Source organism: Litchfieldia alkalitelluris, from assembly GCF_002153425.1.
Taxonomy (GTDB): domain Bacteria; phylum Bacillota; class Bacilli; order Bacillales; family Salisediminibacteriaceae; genus Evansella; species Evansella alkalicola.
Genome location: NZ_KZ119600.1, coordinates 4,635,256 through 4,658,709, shown reverse-complemented (window position 1 = coordinate 4,658,709; position 23,454 = coordinate 4,635,256). Strand labels below are relative to the sequence as shown.

Annotated in this window: 20 protein-coding genes; 19 read left to right on the top strand and 1 reads right to left on the bottom strand. The window is 39.4% G+C overall.

What is annotated here, in order from left to right; translation table 11 throughout:
- Positions 1 to 1,362: 1,362 nt before the first annotated feature.
- Positions 1,363 to 2,811 (bottom strand): cardiolipin synthase, encoded by a 1,449-nt coding sequence (gene cls / locus BW724_RS22020; RefSeq protein ID WP_088077218.1) that lies wholly within the window; start codon positions 2,809 to 2,811, stop codon positions 1,363 to 1,365.
- Between the two features lie 895 nt (positions 2,812 to 3,706).
- Between cls and argC the strand changes: the two genes are divergently transcribed.
- The 19 genes from argC (at position 3,707) to BW724_RS21930 (ending at position 23,390) form a co-directional block, all read left to right on the top strand.
- Complete coding sequence (gene argC, locus BW724_RS22015; RefSeq protein ID WP_088077216.1) at positions 3,707 to 4,786, top strand: N-acetyl-gamma-glutamyl-phosphate reductase; 1,080 nt, start codon at positions 3,707 to 3,709, stop codon at positions 4,784 to 4,786.
- 21 nt (positions 4,787 to 4,807) lie between these two features.
- Complete coding sequence (argJ, locus tag BW724_RS22010) at positions 4,808 to 6,040, top strand: bifunctional ornithine acetyltransferase/N-acetylglutamate synthase (protein ID WP_088077214.1); 1,233 nt, start codon at positions 4,808 to 4,810, stop codon at positions 6,038 to 6,040.
- 11 nt (positions 6,041 to 6,051) lie between these two features.
- The gene (gene argB / locus BW724_RS22005; RefSeq protein ID WP_088077213.1) at positions 6,052 to 6,861 is read left to right on the top strand and encodes an acetylglutamate kinase; all 810 of its coding nucleotides are present in this window, start codon (positions 6,052 to 6,054) and stop codon (positions 6,859 to 6,861) included.
- Positions 6,848 to 8,038, top strand: coding sequence for an acetylornithine transaminase (locus BW724_RS22000; protein ID WP_088077210.1), 1,191 nt, complete (start codon positions 6,848 to 6,850; stop codon positions 8,036 to 8,038). The genes argB and BW724_RS22000 overlap by 14 nt, the downstream gene beginning before the upstream one ends.
- Positions 8,038 to 9,222 (top strand): carbamoyl phosphate synthase small subunit, encoded by a 1,185-nt coding sequence (locus tag BW724_RS21995; RefSeq protein ID WP_088077209.1) that lies wholly within the window; start codon positions 8,038 to 8,040, stop codon positions 9,220 to 9,222. The genes BW724_RS22000 and BW724_RS21995 overlap by 1 nt, the downstream gene beginning before the upstream one ends.
- Positions 9,209 to 12,466, top strand: coding sequence for a carbamoyl-phosphate synthase (glutamine-hydrolyzing) large subunit (carB, locus tag BW724_RS21990; RefSeq protein ID WP_088077207.1), 3,258 nt, complete (start codon positions 9,209 to 9,211; stop codon positions 12,464 to 12,466). The genes BW724_RS21995 and carB overlap by 14 nt, the downstream gene beginning before the upstream one ends.
- Before the next feature lie 32 nt (positions 12,467 to 12,498).
- A complete protein-coding gene (gene argF, locus BW724_RS21985; RefSeq protein WP_205160395.1) occupies positions 12,499 to 13,446 on the top strand; it encodes an ornithine carbamoyltransferase in 948 nt (315 codons plus the stop codon).
- Between the two features lie 92 nt (positions 13,447 to 13,538).
- Positions 13,539 to 14,807, top strand: coding sequence for an argininosuccinate synthase (locus BW724_RS21980; RefSeq protein ID WP_088077204.1), 1,269 nt, complete (start codon positions 13,539 to 13,541; stop codon positions 14,805 to 14,807).
- A 499-nt stretch (positions 14,808 to 15,306) separates the two neighbouring features.
- Positions 15,307 to 16,683 (top strand): argininosuccinate lyase, encoded by a 1,377-nt coding sequence (gene argH / locus BW724_RS21975; RefSeq protein ID WP_088077202.1) that lies wholly within the window; start codon positions 15,307 to 15,309, stop codon positions 16,681 to 16,683.
- 326 nt (positions 16,684 to 17,009) lie between these two features.
- Positions 17,010 to 17,180 (top strand): hypothetical protein, encoded by a 171-nt coding sequence (locus BW724_RS23905; protein ID WP_176371531.1) that lies wholly within the window; start codon positions 17,010 to 17,012, stop codon positions 17,178 to 17,180.
- Between the two features lie 469 nt (positions 17,181 to 17,649).
- On the top strand, positions 17,650 to 18,432 hold the full coding sequence (locus tag BW724_RS21970; RefSeq protein WP_088077201.1) for a class I SAM-dependent methyltransferase: 783 nt from the start codon (positions 17,650 to 17,652) through the stop codon (positions 18,430 to 18,432).
- A 23-nt stretch (positions 18,433 to 18,455) separates the two neighbouring features.
- The gene (locus tag BW724_RS21965; RefSeq protein WP_088077200.1) at positions 18,456 to 19,439 is read left to right on the top strand and encodes a phosphotransferase enzyme family protein; all 984 of its coding nucleotides are present in this window, start codon (positions 18,456 to 18,458) and stop codon (positions 19,437 to 19,439) included.
- 59 nt (positions 19,440 to 19,498) lie between these two features.
- The gene (locus BW724_RS21960) at positions 19,499 to 19,975 is read left to right on the top strand and encodes a GNAT family N-acetyltransferase (protein WP_088077199.1); all 477 of its coding nucleotides are present in this window, start codon (positions 19,499 to 19,501) and stop codon (positions 19,973 to 19,975) included.
- Positions 19,976 to 20,031: 56 nt separating this feature from the next.
- Complete coding sequence (locus BW724_RS21955; RefSeq protein WP_088077198.1) at positions 20,032 to 20,511, top strand: GNAT family N-acetyltransferase; 480 nt, start codon at positions 20,032 to 20,034, stop codon at positions 20,509 to 20,511.
- Positions 20,512 to 20,616: 105 nt separating this feature from the next.
- Entirely contained in the window at positions 20,617 to 20,937 is a 321-nt protein-coding gene (locus BW724_RS21950; protein WP_088077197.1) for a hypothetical protein, read from the top strand.
- A 178-nt stretch (positions 20,938 to 21,115) separates the two neighbouring features.
- Positions 21,116 to 21,964 carry a GNAT family N-acetyltransferase gene (locus BW724_RS21945; RefSeq protein ID WP_088077196.1) on the top strand — a complete coding sequence of 283 codons (849 nt, stop codon included), beginning with the start codon at positions 21,116 to 21,118 and terminating at the stop codon, positions 21,962 to 21,964.
- An 87-nt stretch (positions 21,965 to 22,051) separates the two neighbouring features.
- Positions 22,052 to 22,231 carry a hypothetical protein gene (locus BW724_RS21940; RefSeq protein WP_205160378.1) on the top strand — a complete coding sequence of 60 codons (180 nt, stop codon included), beginning with the start codon at positions 22,052 to 22,054 and terminating at the stop codon, positions 22,229 to 22,231.
- A gap of 124 nt (positions 22,232 to 22,355) precedes the next feature.
- A complete protein-coding gene (locus BW724_RS21935; protein WP_088077194.1) occupies positions 22,356 to 22,922 on the top strand; it encodes a hypothetical protein in 567 nt (188 codons plus the stop codon).
- A gap of 105 nt (positions 22,923 to 23,027) precedes the next feature.
- Entirely contained in the window at positions 23,028 to 23,390 is a 363-nt protein-coding gene (locus BW724_RS21930) for a DUF4181 domain-containing protein (RefSeq protein ID WP_176371530.1), read from the top strand.
- Positions 23,391 to 23,454 lie beyond the last annotated feature (64 nt).

The following is a 23,454-nucleotide window of genomic DNA, read 5'->3' as shown; positions in this document are numbered from 1 at the left end:
AAGCAAAAAGCAGACAAAGGAGAAAGTGCCGCATAATCTCAAGTGGCAGACACAAAGCAACTTTACACGGAGTGGCGGGTATGTTAGCCTCCTTGGCGAGCCACAGGTTCTGTAACCTATGTGGCTTCGTGGCTAGGAACACATGCCCGCAGAGGCTCCGTGTCAAGTTGCGAAGAAACGAGAGAACCCAGCTGATGGACATCTAACCAAGTTATAAGAATATTAAGTATCAGAATTCTTTAACGGAAGTTTGTAAAATCAACTCATATAACCGATATTTCTCTCTAATTTTTGTCTACTTTCTTGACAGAGGTCCCAATAAGGTTTCGGGCACTAATGAGCGGAGATAGTGCCCGGAGCGAAGGTCCCAATAAGGTTTGGGGCACTAATGAGCGGAGATAGTGCCCAAAGCGCAAGTTCCAATAAGGTTTCGGGCACTAACAGGCCGTGATACTGACTGTTTTCCAGAGAAAAAGGGACTCTACTTTCTTGACATAAGTCCATTTAATTCCCCTTTGCGAAGGTCCGAGCACTGCTCCGGGTAAATAAACGGGGTTTAATTTCCCTTTGCGAGGAGTGGAGCATTGCTTCGGGTAAATAAAGTTGATTTAATTTCCCTTTACAAAGGTCCGAGCACTGCTCCGGGTAAATAAACGGGGTTTAATTTCCCTTTGCGAGGAGTGGAGCATTGCTTCGGGTAAATAAAGTTGATTTAATTTCCCTTTACAAAGGTCCGAGCACTGCTCCGGGTAAATAAACGGGGTTTAATTTCCCTTTGCGAGGAGTGGAGCATTGCTTCGGGTAAATAAAGTTGATTTAATTTCCCTTTACAAAGGTCCGAGCACTGCTCCGGGTAAATAAACTGTATTTAATTTCCCTTTACAAAGGACCGAGCATTGCTCCGGGTAAATAAACTGTATTTAATTTCCCTTTACGAAAGATCGAGCATTGCTCCGGGTAAATAAACCGGATTTAATTTCCCTTTACGAAGGATCGAGCATTGCTTCGGGTAAATAAAGTCCATTTAATTTCCCTTTACAAAGGACCGAGCACTGCTCCGGGTAAATAAACTGTATTTAATTTCCCTTTACGAAGCTCGACGCACTGCTTCAGGTAAATAAACTAGATTTAATTCCCCTTTACAAAGACCGACACATTGCTTCGGTCAAATCCCCAAAAAAAAACTAACTTAAAAAATCATCTCATGATATACAACAAAAAAACACATGTAATCACATGTGTTTTATGCAAAATCACGAACCCTCTCCAATTCCCTCCAAACTACCTAATCCCCTCAACCACAAATCCCAAATACAAATTATAAGTCCGCAGATAAACTAAATAAGCTAAGACACCTGACCATCACAAAATTGGTGACAATAACCTAGAAATGGACTCTTTAAATCGAACCATACGAGGGCGTTTATCATATAACTCCTGTGTCAGAAGTGTAGACTTCTCCATATCTCGTTCAAAATCCTCGACTAATTTTTTTGAAACGACAGTGTCGTAAATAAAAGCATTTACTTCAAAGTTTAATTTAAAGCTACGAATATCAATGTTGGCAGTACCAACAGAGTTAATCTCCTGATCAATAACAATCGTCTTTGAATGAATAAATCCATTTTCATATATATATACTTTAGCCCCAGCCTTTAACAAATTGGCAACATGGGACAACGTAGCCCAATATATAAAAGGGTGGTCGGGTTTATTTGGAATCATGAGCCTGACGTCCTTCCCAGACAAGGCGGCTATCTGTAACGCGTTTAGAAGGCTCAAATCTGGTATGAAGTATGGAGTCTGTATATATATTGATTTCTTTGCTGACATAATCATTTTAATATAGCCGTTCTTTATTTGCTCCCACTCAGAGTCAGGTCCACTAGAAACGATTTGTACAGCAGCGGTACCGTAAGTTTTCTTATCAGGGAAATAACTTTTTTCGTAACCAATATAATGTTGTTTTGATGCATGATTCCAATCCAAGATAAATCTTGTTTGAATGGCATCTACAACTGGTCCTTGAATCCGCAGGTGGGTATCTCTCCAATACCCGAACTTTTCTTTAAGCCCTAAGTATTCATCGCCAATATTAAATCCACCGATATAACCAATTTGTCCATCGATATTAATGAGCTTCCTATGATTGCGATAATTGAGACGTAGGTTGATGAGAGCTAATTTTGATGGAAAAAATACGCCTATTTCCCCACCATGGGCAACTAAATCATTAAAGTTTTTACGCCTCAATTTCCGGGATCCTAGTTCATCATATAGAACCCGTACTTTTACGCCGCTCTTTGCTTTCTCCGTTAAGGCCTGGATTATCTTTTTTCCTAAATTGTCATTTCGGAAAATGTAAGTTTGTATATGGATGAATTCTTTTGCTTGGCGAATGTCCTCTAACAAAGTATTAAACTTTTCTTTGCCATCAGAGAAGACGGTTATTTCATTGTCCATTGATAGAAGGGCATCGTTATTGACGAGATGCATATATATAAGATCGTTATATCGCTGAATAGCAGGATCATCATGGGAAAAAGAAGGATCCTTCATTTTTTCCATTTGCATATTTATAGCATCCTCAATGCCAATCTTTTCGATATCCTCCCAATGAAACATTTTTCTACGGGTAAGGTTTTGGCCTAAGAAAAGATAAATAATGAATCCTAATACTGGGATAAAAAATAAAATTAATAACCATGCCCACGTAGTACTGGCATCTTTTCGTTCAATAAAGATAAGTACGATGGCAAACAGCATATTTATAATAAATAAGAGTGGTACGAATACTGTAAAGATATCCATAATAAATACCTGTCCTTTTCTATTTATTGAAAACTAATCAAAGCACGTGGCTACCATGAAAGCAGGTTTTGTTGGAGCAAACTACAGTCTACTCGCTTTCACGCAAGGTACAAGTGCGTCATCTGCTCATTCTTCGCAGTGTCTTCTTTGCCGTGGAGAAGCCGACAAGCCGCTTCGAGCTACGCTCTGCAGGGTCTTGCCCTGCCTTCCTTTTCCAGAGGAACGAGCGTTACTTCGTCGCTAATGCTTCGAGTTGTCTCGACGGATACGCTTCGGAGCATTTGATTGAAGAGGAAGAGACAGTTACCTCGTAGACCTCCGTTTGCTCCAACAAAATATTGAAATTAGAATATTTCATCCTACATGGTCCAATATATTTTTCCATTGCAGGATGGTTACACTATAAAAACAAAACATGGGCTGTGATCGTTTCAGCCCATTCGCAGTGTCTACTTTGCAATTCACTTCTATCGTAACATTTTCATAATTCTCACCATAAGTATGTTGTTACATTCATTTTATACCTTTACACCTGTTAATACTATCCATTTGAAGATTTAGAGATTATGAGTTCTAAGAAAAACCCTTATAGTAACTCTCTGAGATTGTGAGACCCACAGGTGCAAAGCAGATAGGAGGCACACCATCAGTCGCCCGCGGCAAAGAAGATACATCGATGTATGAGCAACTGTCGCACTTGTACCTTGTGAGAAAGAAACTGGGTGACATATCAAGACACTTCTTTCGAAAATAGGCTAATAATAAGATATACCATTTTCCTCAACTAAAGGTTTCAAAAAAAATCGGTAAAATTTTTTGCATCTCTATTGCATAAAAATGTATCGAGGAGTATAATAATGAACTAATTCAGATAGTAGGGGGTTCAAGAAAAACAATGAAATCTGCAATTATCGGTGGAACAGGTTATGGAGCGGTAGAGCTAGTACGCTTGCTAGATAAGCATCCCAATATAGAGCTAGTAAAAGTGATATCAAATTCCCAAAGCGGAACGGATATACAAGATGTATACCCACACCTTTCGAATATTTTAAACATTCAACTAAGTGAATTGAATATACAGTCATTATGTGAAGAGGTAGATGTTGTATTTTTTGCTACACCAGCTGGAGTCAGTAAAGAGTACATTCCAGAACTTCACAAACAAGGTGTAAAGTGTATTGATTTATCTGGAGATTTCCGTTTGAAGAATCCCCAAAACTACGAGACATGGTACGGAAAATCATCAGCAGAAACAACTTACTTAGAGAAGGCAACTTACGGACTATCGGAAATTTATGGAGATGACATCAAGAATAGTGAGATTATTGCCAACCCTGGATGTTATCCAACGGCTGCCCTTTTGGGATTAATCCCAGCCATCAATAACAAAATGATAGATCCAAAGACGATCATCATTGATGGGAAGTCTGGCGTATCTGGAGCAGGAAGAGGCGTATCACTGAACACCCATTACTCAGAAATCAATGAAAATTTGAAAGCTTATAAGCTTGGACAGCATCAACATATTCCAGAAATTGAGCAGGCAATTGAGTGGTCCGCAGCAGCAGTAGCAGCAGCTTCTGCAAATCATGCAGAGTTAGAAAGTATTCCAGTGAGTTTTTCAACACATCTCACACCGATGACGAGGGGAATTATGTGCACCATGTATGCACAGCTGACAGACCCTAGCAGTGCAACTGTGAGTGCTTTTATAGAACACTATGAATCTTTTTATGAAAGTCATCCATTTGTAAGGATTAGGCCTGAGGGAACATGGCCGAGTACGAAGGAAGTGTCAGGTAGTAACTATTGTGATATTGGTTTTCAAGTAGATGCAAGGACAGGAAGGGTTACGATCGTTTCTGTTATAGATAACCTCATGAAGGGAGCTGCTGGGCAGGCAGTTCAAAATTTAAATTTAATGAATGGTTGGGATGTTCAGATGGGGCTGACAGATATCCCAATGTACCCTTAAGGGAAAGAAAGGATGAAATCCATGGAGACGAAGACGAGTTTAAAAGAGGATTTTGAAGTGATAATGAACGGAAATGTGACATCACCTGTAGGTTTTACAGCAGGGGGGTTACATTGTGGAATTAAACGTCGCCGTCTTGATTTAGGGTGGATTTATTCAGATGTACCTGCAACAGCTGCAGGTGTATACACATTGAATCAATTCCAGGCACCGCCATTACTAGTAACAAAGGAAAGCATTGCTGTAGAAAACAAGATTCAGGCTTTATTAGTAAACTCAGGTGTTGCCAATGCATGTACTGGGGAGCAAGGTCTCACTGACGCTTACGACATGCAACAAAGTTTTTCCAAAAAGCTAGGAATTGCAGATCATTATGTAGCTGTTGCATCTACAGGGGTCATCGGCGTGCCACTTCCGATGGATAAAATTAAGAATGGCATCGCACAGTCAGGAGACCTCCAAAACCAAGAAACAGAGCGATTTGAAAAAGCGATATTAACAACTGATACGTGTGTGAAAAACATTGCTGTACAACTTGAGATAGATGGGAAAAAAATAACGATTGGTGGAGCAGCTAAAGGGTCGGGTATGATTCATCCGAACATGGCAACGATGCTGGCGTTTGTAACTACGGATGCTGACGTTGCACATGAAAGTCTATCATCAGCACTAAAGCAAGTGACTGATCGAACGTACAACCAAATCACGGTAGACGGAGATTGCAGTACGAATGACATGGTTCTTGTGATGGCAAATGGGAAGGCGCAAAACAAGCCACTCGATGAAAATCACACAGCATGGCCAAAGTTTATGGAAGCACTTGAGTACGTAAGTAAATCTTTAGCAAAACAGATTGCAAGGGACGGCGAAGGGGCAACTAAGCTGTTGGAGGTTCAAGTAAAGGGAGCTGCAACAGAAAGGGGCGCCCGTCAGATTAGTAAGGCAATCATTTCATCAAACTTGGTAAAAACAGCGATTTATGGAGCAGATCCAAACTGGGGCAGAATCGTTTGTGCGATTGGCTACAGTGAACAGCCAATCCAACCAGATAAAGTAAACGTATCTTTAGGACCGATTCCTGTGGTGGAAAACGGACTTCCATTACATTTTGATGAAGAAGAGGCGACTGAGTATTTACAACAGGAGAATGTGTATATTCACGTGGATCTTCAGCAAGGTGAAGAAGAAGGGACAGCTTGGGGCTGTGATTTAACTTACGATTATGTAAAAATAAATGCTTCTTATCGAACGTGAGGAGAGAAAACATGGATTATTTAGTGGTGAAGTGTGGCGGAAGTGTGTTAGATAATTTACCTTCGTCTTTTTATAAAAATCTAGTAAAGCTACAGCAAGAAGGGAAATGTCAGCCGATCATCGTGCACGGTGGAGGACCTCTTATTTCTTCCCTTTTAACAAAACTAGGTGTGAAAACTAGCTTTGTCAATGGATTGAGGGTAACGACAGAGGACGTCCTTCAAGTCGTTGAAATGGTTTTGAGCGGATCAGTCAACAAGCAGATTGTCGGGAAGCTCCAAAAAGTAGGTGGAGATGCTTATGGGATCAGTGGCGTTGACGGAAAACTTCTGTTGGCAGAACAAAACGGCAATGAAAGTCTCGGTTATGTCGGAGATGTCGTTCAAGTAAATGCTCAAATGATCCATAGCATTATAGATGAGGGTCATATTCCAGTTATTTCACCTGTTGGGATTGGCCATGACGGGCAGAAATACAACATCAACGGTGATATCGCAGCAGCAGCTGTTGCAAAGGCCTTAAATGGGAAGCTTTGCTTTGTCAGTGATATTCCAGGGATTTATGTCAAAGACGACCATGAGGATATGAAAACTTGTCATCAACTGACGAAGAAGGAAGCAATGAAGCTCATTCAAGATGAAGTGATCACTGGTGGCATGATTCCGAAAGTAACGGCTGCCATAGATAGCTTGGAGCATGATGTGGAGCAAGTGGTAATTTTAAATGGAATGACAAAAGATAGTTTACTAGATTATGTGTCAGGTAAAGAAATTGGTACGAAATTCGTTCGTGATGGAGAGATGCAATATGCCAGCTACTAAACAATTAAACGCCGTGATGCCAACTTACGCAAGATTTCCTATAACCCTAGTAAAGGGAAAGGGCAGCTATGTATGGGATGACAAAGGGAATAAATACTTAGATTTCACGTCTGGGATTGCAACGTGTAACTTAGGCCATGTGCCAGATGCCGTAAAAACAGCAGTAGATAAGCAATTACAAGAGCTGTGGCATTGCTCGAACTTGTATGAGATACCTTCTCAGCAGAAGCTAGCTGCCAAACTAGTGGAGCATAGCTTCGGAGATCAAGTCTTCTTCTGCAATAGTGGTGCTGAAGCGAACGAAGGGGCAATTAAATTAGCGAGAAGATATGCACAAAAGATGAAAAAGAATGATCGATTTGAAGTTGTCACCTTTAAGCAGTCCTTTCACGGGAGAACTTTAGCAACATTAACGGCTACGGGGCAAGAAAAGATTCAAGACGGTTTTAACCCATTACCTTCAGGGTTTAGATACCTGCCATATAACGATCTTCAAGCACTAGATGAATTAGTGAAAAAGGATACTTGTGCAGTGTTGCTTGAGCTCGTTCAAGGTGAGGGTGGCGTCATTGCAGCTGATAAGGAATGGCTTGAAAAGCTTTCACAACTTTGTAAGGAAAACGACATTCTCTTGATGATAGATGAAGTGCAGACTGGGATAGGCAGAACTGGAACATTATTTGCTTATGAGCAGTTTGGTATTACTCCAGATGTGATGACTCTTGCCAAGGGGCTTGGCTCCGGCCTGCCAATAGGGGCACTCATTGCAAAGAGCCATGTTGCCGCCGCATTCGAAGCGGGCACACATGGGAGTACGTTTGGCGGCAACCCAATCGTTACTTCTGCTGGATTAGCAACGCTCGACTATATTTTTTCCAAGGATGTATTAACGTCAGCATCTGAGCTCGCACACTATTTAACTAGCAAGCTACAAAATTTACAAGCCAAGTATCCCCAAGTCATTCAAGGGGTTCGTGGTCTCGGGCTTCTCCAAGGTCTCGTCATCAATGGTGAGGCAAAGGGGATCATCGCAAAGGCAAGGGAAATGCAGGTTCTTATTCTCCCTGCTGGTCCGAATGTGGTCCGCATTTTACCTCCTCTTACGGCAACGGTAGAGGAAGTGGATATGCTCATTCAAGTATTGGGTGAAATTTTGTCGGAGGGGGTTGATCTCTAATGGCCAAGGGTTATTTGGTACTTGAAACGGGTGAGGTGTTCGAAGGTGTGCTTCTCGGTGAATTATCGGGGCATGTTGGAGAAGTTGTATTTAACACTAGTATGACTGGCTACCAGGAGATCATCACGGACCCTTCTTATGCAGGTCAGATTTTGACGTTTTGTTATCCATTAATCGGAAATTATGGGTTAAATGCGTATGATGATGAGAGTTTGCAAACGGCTGTCTCTGGTGTGGTTACTGGGGAAGTTTGTGAAGAGCCGAGCCATTTCCAGGCGTCGAATGGTTTCGTGGAGCGTTTGGAAAAAGCAGGTGTCCCTGTTTTGACAGGGGTGGATACGCGGGCGTTGGTGCAGGTCATTCGCAAGCATCATACGGTCAAGGGTGTGATTACGGAGGATCCTTCATCAGTGGAGGCTAATGATTGGAAGGGGGCAACGCCTTTTTTCGTCAGTCAAGTTTCTACAGAGGAGCCAGTTGTTTATGAAGGTTCTGGATCTGGTACGGTTGCTGCTGGTGGAGCTGGAGGCAGTACAGCTACTTTTGGCTTCCATTCCATCCATGAAAATATGGGGCGCGGCTTACACATTGCATTAATGGATTTTGGTTATAAAAAATCGATCTTGGACGCTTTATTGGAGGCTGGCTGTAAAGTAACGGTCGTTCCATACCATTATTCGTTTGAGCAAGTGAAGGAGCTTGAACCAGATGGCATTCTATTCAGTAATGGCCCTGGGGATCCAATGGCCCTACAGCCTTGGTTAAAGGAAATGAAGAAGATGACGGAGGCTTGGCCAACATTAGGAATTTGTCTTGGTCACCAGCTGATCGCCCTTGCTCATGGGGCAAGAACGAAAAAGCTTGCCTTTGGTCACCGTGGCGGAAACCATCCCGTAAAGGATTTATTAACAGGGAAGGTTTGGATGACATCACAGAATCATGGCTATGTTGTTGTGGATGAGAGCCTGGATTCCGAGAATTTTCAGATCTTGTTCCGAAATGTGAATGATGGAACAGTGGAAGGCCTGAAGCATAAGTCCCTCCCTATCCAGTCTGTTCAATTCCATCCGGAGGCACATCCAGGGCCAAGTGATACGGAATTTGTTTTCCAACAATTTATTCAGCAAGTTAGCAGTTCAGTTGGTCATGTAGCATCAGGAGGGAAGGAATATGCCGAAGCATAACAATTTAAATAAAATACTAGTGATTGGCTCAGGTCCTATTGTCATTGGGCAGGCAGCGGAGTTTGACTATGCAGGAACGCAAGCATGTCTCGCGTTAAAGGAAGAGGGAATGGAAGTTGTTCTTGTAAACAGTAACCCTGCGACGATCATGACTGACCAGGCCATAGCAGATCACGTGTATATTGAACCATTAAACGTAGAAACGATAGAAGCAATTATTCAGAAGGAAAAACCAGATGGCATGATTGGTACCCTCGGTGGACAGACAGGACTAAATCTGACTGTGGAGCTGTTTGAAAAGGGAATTTTAGAAAAGTATGGGGTGAAGCTTCTAGGGACATCTGTTGACTCTATCAAAAAGGGAGAGGACAGGGAAAAATTCCGTTCCCTCATGCTGGAGATTGGGGAGCCAATTCCAGAGTCAGCTATTGTAGAATCCATAGAAAGTGGCTTTGCTTTTGTGAAGGAGGTAGGCTATCCAGTCATTATCCGTCCTGCATACACGTTAGGTGGTGCTGGGGGAGGATTTGCTTACAATGATGAAGAGTTTGAGGCTATCTTAAAAGGTGGATTGAAGCTTAGTCCCATCCACCAAGTGCTTGTGGAAAAGAGCATTAAAGGCTGGAAGGAAGTAGAGTACGAGGTCATGCGTGATGAAAATGATACATGCACGATCGTTTGTAATATGGAAAACATGGACCCTGTTGGTGTTCACACGGGAGATTCCATCGTTGTAGCGCCATCGCAAACGTTAAGTGATGTGCAATATCAAATTTTACGTAACTCTTCTTTAAAGGTCATTAGGGCATTGAATGTGGTAGGTGGCTGTAATATACAGTTTGCCATGGATCCTGTTTCTAATCAGTACTACATCATCGAAGTTAATCCAAGGGTGAGCCGTTCTTCTGCGTTAGCCTCAAAGGCAACTGGTTATCCAATTGCCCGGATTGCAGCGAAGTGTGCGATTGGTTTTCATCTAGATGAAATACTTAATCCTATTACGGGTAATACGTTTGCGTCCTTTGAGCCTGCGTTAGATTACATTGTCGTTAAGCTACCGAGGTTCCCATTTGACAAGTTTTCAGAAGCGGATCGCAGTCTTGGGACACAGATGAAGGCGACTGGGGAAGTAATGGCCATTGATCGTTCCTTTGAAGGGGCTTTGAACAAAGCATTGCGTTCCCTTGAAATGAATGTCCACAGCTTGTCCTTTAAAGGCTTTGAGGGGAAATCAAGGTCAGAGCTAGAAGGTCTCCTTGGCGTCGCAAATGATTTGAGACTCTTTGCAATTGGTGAAGCCTTTTCTAGGGGCTGGACGCTTGAAGCAGTGAAAGCTTTAACGGAAATTGACCACTGGTTCTTAGCTAAGGTTAAGGGAATTATTGATATGGAAAAAAAGATAGCTTCCTATGGAATTGAAGATGTTCCTGAAGAATTATGGACCAAAGGGAAGCGTCTTAATATAGGAGATAAACGTCTTGCTGATCTTTTAGGGGTAAAGGAACAGGAAGTTCGTCTAAAAACAAAGGAATTAGGGTTGAAGCGCGGATATAAGCTTGTAGATACGTGTGCAGGAGAATTCGATGCTGTAACTCCGTATTATTACGGCACGTTTCTAGGGGCCGATGAAGTAGATTTGAGTAACAAGGAAAAGAAAAAGAAAATTCTCGTTGTTGGTTCGGGACCAATTCGCATTGGGCAAGGAATTGAATTTGATTATTGCTCGGTTCATGCGGCACTTGCAGTAAAGAACAAAGGCTACGAAGCGATTGTTATTAACAATAACCCGGAAACAGTAAGTACGGATTATTCGATTGCAGATCGCCTTTATTTTGAACCATTAGCTGTAGAGGACGTACTCGCAGTGATAGAAAAAGAGAAGGTTGAAGGCGTTCTTGTTCAATTCGGAGGCCAAACAGCTATTAACTTGGCGAATGCTTTAGAAGAAGAAGGAGTAAAAATTCTAGGTACATCCATATCGTCTATCGATAAGCTAGAGGATCGACACCAGTTTTACGAGCTTCTTACAAGCCTAAACATTCCTCATATCGCTGGAAAAATGGCATATAAACCAGAGGACTTGGAAACTGCTGCAAATGAGCTTGGTTATCCTGTTCTCGTCAGACCATCTTACGTTATTGGTGGGCAATCCATGTTTATTTGTAACAACAAACAGGAGCTAGGACAATACGCTAAAAGGATTGTGGAAGATGGGAATGAAAGGTGTTGGCCGTTACTTGTGGATCAATACTTACCAGGAACGGAATGTGAGATTGATGTCATCAGTGATGGGAAGACAGTCCTTGTGCCAGGGATTTTTGAGCATTTGGAAAAAGCAGGTGTTCACTCTGGAGACAGCATTGCAATGTATCCTCCTATCACTTTGGAGGAGAGTGTAAAGAAAACACTCATAGAGTATGGGGAAAAAATCGCAACTGCTTTGCCGATCGTTGGCATGATGAACATCCAGTTTGTCATCCATGGGGAAACAGTATACGTACTTGAGGTTAATCCTCGTTCATCTCGTACGGTTCCCATTATGAGTAAAGTAACCGGTGTTCCGATGATTGAGTTGGCTACACACGTACAGCTTGGTTATCCATTAACTGACTTGTATGTCCACACCGGCCTACTGCCTGACCCAGACTTCTATTCAGTAAAGACACCTATTTTTTCCGCCAGTAAGTTAAAGGGTGTCGATCATGTCTTAGGGCCTGAGATGAAGTCAACAGGCGAGGTCCTCGGGCTTGGGAAGACGTTTGAGGAAGCGTTTGGAAAAACGTTGTCGGCATTCGGTAAGGTTGTGCAGGCTGACGCTGATCAGCTACAGTTATTCTGTTCTATTTCTGAATCGGCCAAAAAGGATAGTGTGCTTCTCGTCCAGGAGTTCGTTAATCGGGGCTACGAGGTGATTGCAACGGAAGGTACGGCAGGATTCTTAAGAAGGAATGGCATAAACGTCACCGTCGCACCGAAGTCAAAAGAGGCTTTGCGTGAAGCTTGGAAGGAGACTCCGCCAACGGTTGTTCTAAACATTCCTAGTCAAGGACGGGATAAGGCGAAGGCGGGCTTTGCAATTCGGGAGCTAGCCGTCCAGTATTCGATTCCTTATTTTACGAGTTTTGAGACGTTGGAAGCTTATGTTGGGGCAGTTGGAAAAAATAGTGTCGAGCTTATTCCTCGTACACTGCGCGAATACTATACATTGAATGGGGTGGAACCATGTCAGTTGTTAAAAAATTAAGTGATTATAGTAACAGTAACAGTGAGTCTAACATATCTATAAAGGAGAAATTAAAGGGAAAGAGTTTTCTAACCCTTGGTGACTTTAGTGGTGCAGAGATCAAGTTTTTACTTGAGGAGGCCCTTGATCTGAAGGAAAAACAAAAGCAAGGGGTGCCGCACCCATATCTTTCTGGCAAAACGCTAGGTATGATATTTGAGAAATCTTCTACTAGAACGCGAGTGTCATTTGAAGTAGGAATGCTCCAGCTAGGTGGTCACGCCATTTTCTTAAGCTCCAAGGACATTCAACTTGGGCGCGGTGAAACAGTGTCTGACACTGCGAAAGTATTAGGGCGCTATGTGGACGGTCTTATGGTTCGTACATTTGCCCACGATACCATTGAGGAATTTTCTGAAGCAGCAGGTGTACCTGTAATCAACGGCTTAACTGATTTGCATCATCCTGCACAGGTCCTTGCTGATTTACTAACGATCGTGGAGCATAAAGGTCAACTTGAGGGCCTAAAGGTTTGTTTCCTCGGCGACGGTAACAACAACATGGCCCATTCCCTATTGGAAGGTGCTGTGAAGGTTGGAATGGATATCGCCATCGGGTGTCCAGCTGGTTATGAGCCAGATCAGACTATCTTAGATCAAGTGAATGCAGAGGCTGCGGCTAGTGGCAGCAAAGTCCTTGTGACAGCTGACCCAGTTGAAGCTGTTTCAGAGGCAGATGTCGTCATTACAGATGTATGGGCGAGCATGGGGCAAGAATCGGAGCAGGAAGCCCGTGTCGAAAAATTGAAGTCTTACCAAATAAACAGCGAATTGTGTAAACATGCAAAATCAGATTATATTTTCTTACACTGTCTACCTGCTCATCGAGAGGAAGAAGTAACGGGTGAAATTTTAGATGGATCCCACTCTGTCGTGTTTGACGAGGCTGAAAATAGACTTCATGCACAGAAGGCATTGATGAAGGCTTTAATGAGTGACTAAAATTTTTTAAAGAATTTTTATTATATTGGTTGCATAAAAATTCGTATGGATATATAATAATTCACAACAAGGTAATGTGAGGAGAGGTTGTAATGAGTAAAGGTAAAGTGGTATTAGCATATTCCGGCGGATTAGATACATCGGTTTCCATAAAGTGGATTCAAGAAAACTATGGTTATGATGTCATTGCATTAGGATTAGACGTAGGGGAAGGAAAGGATCTAGAAACGGTTAAAAATAAAGCCCTCGAGGTTGGTGCAATAAAGTCCATCGTCGTTGATGCGAAGGAAATGCTTGCAGAAGACTATATCCTGCCAGCCCTTAAGTCCAACTGTTTGTATGAAGGGAAGTATCCGATTTCCTCTGCTATTTCTCGTCCGTTGATTTCAAAGCTATTAGTTGATGTAGCGGAGCAGGAAGGTGCTGTTGCTGTTGCCCACGGCTGTACAGGAAAGGGGAATGACCAGGTTCGTTTTGACGTATCTATTCAAGCGCTAAATCCTGATATTCAGGTACTAGCTCCAGTTCGTGAATGGGGAATGAATCGAGATGAGGAAATTGAATATGCGCAAAAACATGGTATTCCTGTACCGGTGAACGTGGATAAACCTTACTCAATTGATGCAAATATTTGGGGACGTGCTTGTGAAGCGGGAGTTCTGGAAGATACTTGGGCGGAGGCGCCTGAGGAAGCATTTGACTGGACGGCACCTATTTCCATGACACCTGACGAAGCGGAGTACGTGGAGATTGATTTTGATAAAGGTGTTCCAGTTGCACTTAATGGAGAGTCTCTTAGTTTAGTAGATATTATTGAAAAACTTAATTTCATCGGTGGAAAACATGGTGTAGGCCGAATCGACCACGTGGAAAACCGTCTTGTTGGTATAAAATCTCGTGAAGTATATGAAAATCCAGCAGCTTTAATTTTAATCAATGCCCATAAAGAGCTTGAGTTATTGACTCTTCCTCGTGAAGTGACGCAATACAAAACGGACGTTGATAATAAGATGACGCAAATCATTTATGATGGACTTTGGTACTCTCCATTAAAGGCAGCATTAGATGCTTTTGTAGAGCAAACCCAGCAAGTTGTGTCTGGAAAAATTCGCGTAAAGCTTCATAAAGGTAGCTTAATGGTTGTTGGTCGTCAGTCTGAAAACAGCCTATACAATGAAGCTTTAGCAACTTATTCTAAAGGCGACGCATTCGACCACAGTGCAGCAGTTGGCTTCATCAAGCTACACGGCTTATCAACGAAAGTATATTCTGAAGTGCATAAAAAAGGTGGTCCTACTGGAAGTGGTTCTGGTGTTCCGGGATCTGGGGCAACGTCACCAAAGTTTGCAGAGTCCAAATAGTTAAAAGCATATGGTAAAATATAGGGTGAAAAGATTACTTGGCTTTGCTATATAGAGCCAAGTTTTCTTTTCATCTGATGTTATTTATAGGAAACCTATTTTGATGGGGAAGGCTCACCAGCCGCCCGAGGAAAGCGAGTAATCCGCAGCGAATTCAATTACAAAATGCCTATTTTCAAGGTGGATGAACATGTTAATTGAAAATGTGTACCTGGAAGTTGAAAATTTTTAAGAACTAAGTTGGTGTGAGTGTAAGTCCATGAGACTCCTGTGGGATCAAAGGCAGGGGTGAGACCCCGCAGATGTGGGAGGCAGGATGCCGACATTACGCCGTTGCCCACAGGACGTGGGCAAGTTATTAGGCGGAATTTGGAGGAGGCTCACCAGCCGCCCACGGAAAGCGAATGGACTGTAACGAACACCAACACATGATTTTTTGTAATTTCAGAGTAACCAATAAAAAGTTTGGATGCGTAGTGAAATAAGGGAGGAAAAGGAAATGTCAAAGCTTTGGGGCGGTCGATTTACAAAAGAAACAAATAAACTAGTGGAGGAACTAACAGCCTCCATCTCCTTCGATCAAAAGCTAGCAAAAGAAGATATCCAAGGAAGTCTAGCACATGTGAAAATGTTAGGAGAGCAAGGCATTATTTCCACAGAAGATGCAGAAACAATTGCTGACGGACTCCAAAAAGTAGGCAAAAAGCTGGAGAACAGTGAGCTAGAATATTCTGTAGCAAACGAAGATATCCACATGAATATAGAAAAGTTTTTGATCGATGAAATTGGACCAGTTGGAGGCAAATTACATACTGGCCGAAGCAGAAACGACCAAGTTGCAACAGATATGCACTTATATTTAAAAAACCATACGGAAGAAATTATCACTCTTGTTGAATCGGTTCAAGGGGCAATTCTTGAACAGGCAGAAAAGAATGTTGATACATTAATTCCAGGATATACTCATCTGCAGCGAGCGCAGCCAGTATCATTTGCCCATCATTTAATGGCATACTTTTGGATGCTTGAGAGAGACAAAGGGCGACTGGTGGACAGCCTCGAGCGTGTAAACTGGCTTCCTCTAGGTGCAGGTGCGTTGGCAGGAACGACTTTTCCAATCAATCGTGAGCGTACAGCTGAGTTACTAGGCTTTGAGCATGTATACCCTAATAGTATGGACGCAGTAAGTGACCGCGACTTTATACTAGAGTTTTTGTCTACGGCTTCCATCATGATGATGCATATCTCACGACTATCTGAAGAATTGGTAATTTGGAGCAGTCAGGAATTTCAGTTTATTGAGCTTGATGATTCCTTCTGTACAGGCTCAAGCATCATGCCACAGAAGAAGAACCCAGACGTACCTGAACTTCTTCGCGCAAAAACAGGAAGAGTCTATGGAAATCTAATGGGTCTACTTACAGTGTTGAAAGGCTTGCCTCTTGCATACAACAAAGATATGCAAGAAGACAAAGAGGGAATGTTTGATACCGTGGAAACGATTGAAGGCTCCCTCAAGCTTCTAGCTCCAATGATGGAAACGATGGTAGTCAACCATGATAAAATGCGTGAGGCAACGAGCCAAGATTATTCTAATGCTACAGACATTGCAGATTACCTTGTAACGAAGGGATTGCCTTTCCGAGATGCTCATGAGGTTATTGGAAAAATTGTTTTACATGCGATTGATCAGAAAAAGTTTTTATTGGATCTGAAACTAGAAGAGTACAAGGAATTCAGCACCCTTTTCGAAGAGGATATTTACTCTGTTTTAACCCCTGATAATGTGGTAGCAGCTCGTGATAGCTACGGTGGGACAGGACAGAAACAAGTATTAAAGCAAATTGAACTAGGGAAAGAAACGTTAAAGAAGTAAAAGGATTTTTTCAGGTTTACTTGATAGCTGCAAACAAGATATTGGCAACCAAACACATGTGATTTCGATTTCGGAGAAATTACATGTGTTTTTTGTATTAAAGATTAGATTTAATATAAGTCGGTAGCTTTTATAGTGGTTTTTTAATTTAATAGCTTCAAGTTCTGAATGGAGGCTGAACTGAGGTTACGAAGTGAATCGAGTCTTCATTTTCACGGAAAGGGGAATGAACTATTTCCTCGATAATGCGGAATAGATCTACGGTTATCGCAGGTGTCAGTCCGCATATTTGAATAATGCGGCCTAACATCAAGGTTGTGCGGGATTTGAGACCGCATTTTCCGATAATGCGGCCTAACATCAAGGTTGTTCTGGATTTGAGTCCGCATTTTCCGATAATGCGGCCTAACATCAAGGTTGTTCTGGAATTGAGTCCGCATTTCTTGATAATGCGGCCTAACATCAAGGTTGTGCTGGAATTGAGTCCGCATATTTGAATAATGCGGCCTAACATCAAGGTTGTGCGGGACTTCAGTCCGCATTTCTTGATAATGCGGACTAACATCATGGTTGTACGGGACTTCAGTCCGCATTTTTCGATAATGCGGACTAACTTAAAGGTTGTCTTGGAATTCAGTCCGCATTTCCCCATATAAATTCAGAAATTAATTCAAACAAGGAGGTAATAATTCTTATCTCCCTTATGTGAATTTTACAGTGAAAGAATTAAATAATTGGATATTTATGTTAAAATATATAGAAGAGATAAGCAGACTTTTTATATAGAAATGTACATGATGATGTAAGTTTAGCAGTATTTGGAATGAAATGTATAAGAAAATAAGCCACCAAATTCCTTTCCAGTACAAAAGACAAAAAAAGAGGAAGTTTTGATTGAAAGGGATTTAGTTCAGCCTAAGAATTTAATTCTAAATTGATGATGTATACAAATGGAGGGGAACTGCAATGGCAGCTTTATACGATGAGATTGGTTTAGGTTATGATACTACACGAAAAGCTGATCCTGAAATTGCAAGGCGGTTGCGACATCATTTACAAGTATCTGACAGAAGTGACATACTTGATATTGCTTGTGGCACAGGTAATTATACCGTTGCTTTAGAAAAATTAGGTTTAAATATGACTGGCATTGATGTTTCTAAAGAAATGATTTCGAAAGCAAAAGAAAAGTCAAAAACAATAGAATGGGAAGTGGGGAATGTAAAAGACCTCCCTTATGAGAGTAACACCTATAAAGGAGGAACCTGCACGTTAGCCATTCATCATTTCGATGACCTATTGGTTCCTTTTCAAGAAGTATACAGGGTTATTGATAAAGGTAGATTTGTAATCTTTACTTCATCTCCTGAACAAATGAACAATTACTGGCTTAAAGAATATTTTCCAAAAGCTATTGAAATGTCTGCAAATCAGATGCCAAATTTAACAGAAGTTAGTGATACATTAAAAACAGTTGGATTTAATATAGTTGGTTTTGAAACTTTCTTAATACAACCTAATTTAGAAGATTTTTTCCTTTATAGTGGTAAGTATGAACCGAAAATGTATTTAGACGAAAAAGTACGCTCTGGGATTTCTACTTTTGCAAAACTTGCATCACAGGAAGAAATGGAAGAAGGATGTAATAAGTTGAAGAAAGATATTGATACGCAAAATGTAGAAAGTGTTTTAAGAAAATATAGTAGCTATTTAGGGGATTATGTTTTTGTAATTGCTGAAAAGACGTAGAAAACCTTCTTGGAAGGTGATTTATGGACAAAACTATTTTATCTAAAGGGGTAACGATATTTAATGTTGACGTATCTTCATTAAAATTAATTGGTGGATTCTCAAATAATGTATTTGAAGGTGTTAGGAATAGCAAAAAAGTTATATTAAAGTTTTATCCGAGTTCAAAGTATAATAAAGACTCCATTATTGCAGAGTTAGATTGGATTAGCTTTCTATTTAAATCTGGAGTTAAGGTAACTGCACCAATTTATTCAAGTAACAATAGACTTATAGAGGTTATTAGGATAAATAATGGAGAAGAATATTGTGTTGTAGCTTTTGAGAAAGCAAAAGGTACATTCATTAACACATCTGATAAGAATACTTGGAATAAAGACATATTCTATAAATTAGGAAAAACAATGGGGAGAATACATTTCTTATCGAAACAATATCAACCCTCAGACAGAAGCATAAAAAGACAAGAATGGGATATGGGCCCTCTATTTTCTGAATATTTCGGCAATGGATATGAAGGCGTAGTTGTAAAGTGGGAGAAATATATAAATATGCTTAACCAACTACCAATGGATATTGAAGGCTATGGAATGATACATAATGACCTTCATCAAGGTAATTTCTTCTTATACAATAATGAAGTTATTCTTTTTGATTTTGGAGATTGCGAATACAACTGGTTTGTTTATGATATCGCAATTGTTTTGTACCACGCAGTTCAGTCTATTTCTGACGAGGATTCACATAGAAGATTGGAATTTGCCACTATTTTCATGAAGGCATTTTTACATGGATATTCAAAAGAAAATAACCTTGATAGCTATTGGTTAGCCAAACTGCCTTTTTTCTTAAATTACAGGCAAATTTATTCTTACATCTATTTTGAAAGATTCTTAAATGAAGACCAAAAGATTAACAAAAAAACTAAGCAAAAACTAAATACTATGAGGGCAAGGATAGAAAGCGATACTCCTTTTGTAAATCTTTCTTACAAAGACTTCACATAACTAAGAGCAAACCCTGACCTTTGTTACTAAAAGGGTAGAATTGTTGAAGAGGTGACTATATGATACGCACATATAGATTAGAAGATAAAGGTTACATAGTAAATTCCCACTACGAGCTATACAATAAAGAATTTGGTTACGATTTATCTTTTCGATGTTTTATAGAAGAAAGTGTGAGTGGGTTTATAGAGCGTGCAGCCTCAGACGAAACCATATTCATCTTAGAGATTGATGAAAAACAAAGTGGATCCGTAAGTATTAAAAAAGTTGATGATACAAATGCACAATTAGGTTTATTTCTTGTTGAACCGAATGTTCGAGGTACTGGGTATGGACAGAAATTAGTTGAGACAGCAATTAATTTTAGTAAAGAAATTGGATATAAGAATATTATTCTCTGGACTAATAGTGAATTAAAATCAGCAAGACGAATTTATGAGAGATTTGGGTTCAAATTAAAGACAATTCAAACACCAGTGCTTTCTAATAAGGAACTTATGGAAGAGAGATGGGAGTTAGATTTGATAAATAGTTAGCATATATAATTCGCTGAAAACAAAGTAGATTTTATAATAACTGAGGTGTCATAAATATGAACATCTATACAAATGAGGAGATAACAAAAGATAAAATTGCTGCTTTTTTTAAGCTGCATTGGGGAAGTTCTAAAATGGTTATATCAAGTGGAATCTATGATTGTAGTACATTAGATGGTTTTATTATTTTAAATGAAGAAGATAAAATAATTGGCTTAATTACTTACATTTTCAAAGAAAAAGAATGCGAAATAATTTCGTTAGATAGTATTGAAGAAGGCAAAGGTATAGGTACACATTTAGTTCAAGCGGTAGAAAACCTTGCTATTAATAGAAAGTGCAAACTCGTTAAACTAATTACAACAAATGATAATCTACGAGCATTAAAGTTTTATCAAAAACGAGGTTTTATATTGTCCCAAATTATAAACGATGCTGTTGAGAAAGCTAGAAAGATAAAACCAGAGATACCCTTCATTGGCAATGACGGCATTCCAATCAGAGATGAAATTGAATTAATAAAGGTACTGAATTAAGCTCTGCGAAAGTAGAAGATTAAGGAATTAGAAAAGTGTTTTTTAGAGTCCAATAACTAAGTATTGGGGAGAGTATCTAAATATCATTTTAGGGGTTGTGAAAAGATGTATGTAAAAATTTATATTTATCACATAAAAATAGATAAAATAGAAGAATATCTTAGCATACAAGAAAAAGCTGGTGGAATATACGGTAGGTATATTGATTCTCAAACTACCTATTTACGGAGTAGTGAGGATAGAACAAAGTGGATGGAGATTACTAAATATAGAAGTGAGGAGGAATATAATAAAAGGATAGAATTAATTAATAACGATAAGGAGATAAAAGATTTATTCAAGTCGTTTCAATCTGTTCTATTGGAAAGTAAGAGCGAAATAATTGAGGAGAATTTTACTGAACTTATGAATAACAGTACGTTATAAATAATTATTGTTGTAAATAATAGGAGGGATAAAAAAGTTTGAGTTGCAATTTAGCAGTTCATTTTTAGGTGTCAAATTATTGAAAAAAAGTGTTAAACTAGGGGTGACTGACTTAAGAATAGTACAATTAACATTTTATTAAAAATCCTAATTAGTAAATTGAAATGGGTGAAAGCTCTTGAAAATAACAGAACGTACTTTAAGAATAATTAAAAACGCAGAAAAAGAAGCGGAAAAGACAAATGAAGTTGTGCATCCAGTTCATTTACTTTTGGGTTTATTGAAGGAAAGGACAAGTGTGTGTGCAGAGCTAAATAATAACTATCCCGGTCTGGGGAATATATTGGAAGAACGATTTAAGGATTTAAATCGTACTGTTAAACAAGGGATAAGTTATAAGCCTTATACAAAAAAAATTGCTCTATCTACTAAACGTGTGATGGAAAATGCAAATAACCTAATGAAACGATACAATCAGATTTACTTAAATGAAGGACATATAGTTGATGCAATTATTAGTAGCAAAGACGATTCAACAAAGTTGGTCATTGATGGATTAAATGTGCTTCGTATCCGTAATATCGTTTCTTTTCCGAGAGATATGATAGTCTCTTTGAGGAGTTATTCGTTTCCAAACATTCTACTAGACAATATAACTTTTAGGCAAGCTGAGGAAAGTGACGCTATTGTTTTAAAAAACTTTATACAAAAAGAGTTTGGCGATGGCTGGTTAGCCTCTATTGAAAACGGCTTTTTAAAAGAAGATATTCCTATCTTTATTGCTTTAGATAATAAGAGAATCCTAGGTTTTGCTTGCTTTGATGTTGTCCGAAATAAAAAGGGTTTATTTGGTCCAATGGGGACTACTCGTACAAAAAGATTAGAAGGTATAGGCTATACCTTGCTTCATATGTGTTTAAATGAAATGAAACAAATAGGATATGAATATGCAGTTATTGGAGAAGCAGGTCCACTTGAGTTTTATGAAAAAGCTTGCAATGCGGTAGTAATTCCGAAAACGTATTAAATACAAAACTCATAAAGTATAAAGGATCGGTCAGAAAGTGGTGAATTACTCCTTAAAACAAATTGTTAGGGAAAGGAGGTATTGTCGTTGGATCAAACTAAATGCCCAAAGTGCAATGGCGTTGAATTTTCAGAGGGTACTGATTTTATGCCGATTAAACCATTAGAAAAGAAGCTTGCAATGGGTTCTATTAAGATCTATACGTTTTGTTTGAACTGTGGAGAGGTTATATCAATAAGGGTTGAAAACCCAAGTAAGTTTAGGTGAATATTCTGCTAATCGTTGGTTTAGTGTAGCAAGGGGTGACAATGCTCTTGTCAGTAAACGTTTTTTTTGAATAACTTAAGTGTAAAAAATACTATTTAAACCAATAAAGGAGGCAAGGTTACTTATGGTTAATATTTTATTTGGACTACTTTTTGTATTTTTAAAACCTAATTTAAGTTTCTTAGATATTGGGGTTGCATATTACATAACAAATATTATTGGCTATATTTCAATTTATTTTGGGGTAAAAGAGATAGGGAGAAAATATCATAGGATTATGAAGGTGCAACCATTTGTCATCTTCATGGTATTTCACAGTATTATCTTTTTCTTATTGAATGTATCTGGAAATTCACCTTTGACAATAGAAATGTCCTCTTACATGGCTCTAATATCGTTAGTGGGGTTAGGGTTTATCATTGTAGGTATGTTTATGGTATTTGTAATTATTACTTATCTTATTAGAGGTTTGGAGATTGGTACTGGTGGAATTTTTAATACAAGAAGGTTGAATATACTGTGTTCAGGAATGATGACTACATTCGTTGTAGCAGGAGTATGCAATTTTTTTATTCCACTCCCTGAGATAGCACAAATCTTAATGAGTGTTTTATTGGTCTTAAAACTCTTATTCTTAATCGAGTTTTATAGGGTTTTTCTTCACAAAAAAACATTTACAGTTGGAACGTAGGAACAAAACAAATAATACCTACTCAGTTAGAGTTTTTCACCTACAATGTGCATTTTATTGAATGCGCTATTTTTTGAAAAGGACTTATTGATGGAGGGAAGTACCTTGCTTAGCATCATTATTATATTTATTTCGATACTAATTATTGACCATGTGGCAAAAAGGCTTTTAATCAAAAAATATCAAATTGTAAAACCAAAGGATACTAAATATACACCAATTAATAAGATTCATGGATTCATAGATACACTCCTACGCATTATTAGCTTTATTATAGTTATGGTTGCTTTTATAGAGGATATCCACTGGCTCAAGCCTTTTGTTTTTGTGCCTGCCATAGCCATATTTGTTATCAGAGCAATCGTAGACTATCGATATAAGAATCATACGAACGAGCATATTTTGAATGCAATAACCTGTAGTTTATTTATTATAGGTGTAGCCATTTACGGTATTTTCTTTCACTAAGGTGCAGGGACATTAATACATCATTAATCCCCCCTGCACCCTAAGTTAAGTTATTTAATTCTCG

Coding starts and splice junctions, on each gene's coding strand:
- argC (WP_088077216.1), top strand. CDS start 3,707: ATGAAATCTGCAATTATCGGTGGAACAGGTTATGGAGCGGTAGAGCTA.
- BW724_RS21960 (WP_088077199.1), top strand. CDS start 19,499: ATGATACGCACATATAGATTAGAAGATAAAGGTTACATAGTAAATTCC.
- BW724_RS22000 (WP_088077210.1), top strand. CDS start 6,848: ATGCCAGCTACTAAACAATTAAACGCCGTGATGCCAACTTACGCAAGA.
- BW724_RS21970 (WP_088077201.1), top strand. CDS start 17,650: ATGGCAGCTTTATACGATGAGATTGGTTTAGGTTATGATACTACACGA.
- BW724_RS21955 (WP_088077198.1), top strand. CDS start 20,032: ATGAACATCTATACAAATGAGGAGATAACAAAAGATAAAATTGCTGCT.
- BW724_RS21980 (WP_088077204.1), top strand. CDS start 13,539: ATGAGTAAAGGTAAAGTGGTATTAGCATATTCCGGCGGATTAGATACA.
- argH (WP_088077202.1), top strand. CDS start 15,307: ATGTCAAAGCTTTGGGGCGGTCGATTTACAAAAGAAACAAATAAACTA.
- BW724_RS21935 (WP_088077194.1), top strand. CDS start 22,356: ATGGTTAATATTTTATTTGGACTACTTTTTGTATTTTTAAAACCTAAT.
- BW724_RS21995 (WP_088077209.1), top strand. CDS start 8,038: ATGGCCAAGGGTTATTTGGTACTTGAAACGGGTGAGGTGTTCGAAGGT.
- BW724_RS21965 (WP_088077200.1), top strand. CDS start 18,456: ATGGACAAAACTATTTTATCTAAAGGGGTAACGATATTTAATGTTGAC.
- carB (WP_088077207.1), top strand. CDS start 9,209: ATGCCGAAGCATAACAATTTAAATAAAATACTAGTGATTGGCTCAGGT.
- cls (WP_088077218.1), bottom strand. CDS start 2,811: ATGGATATCTTTACAGTATTCGTACCACTCTTATTTATTATAAATATG.
- argJ (WP_088077214.1), top strand. CDS start 4,808: ATGGAGACGAAGACGAGTTTAAAAGAGGATTTTGAAGTGATAATGAAC.
- argB (WP_088077213.1), top strand. CDS start 6,052: ATGGATTATTTAGTGGTGAAGTGTGGCGGAAGTGTGTTAGATAATTTA.
- BW724_RS21950 (WP_088077197.1), top strand. CDS start 20,617: ATGTATGTAAAAATTTATATTTATCACATAAAAATAGATAAAATAGAA.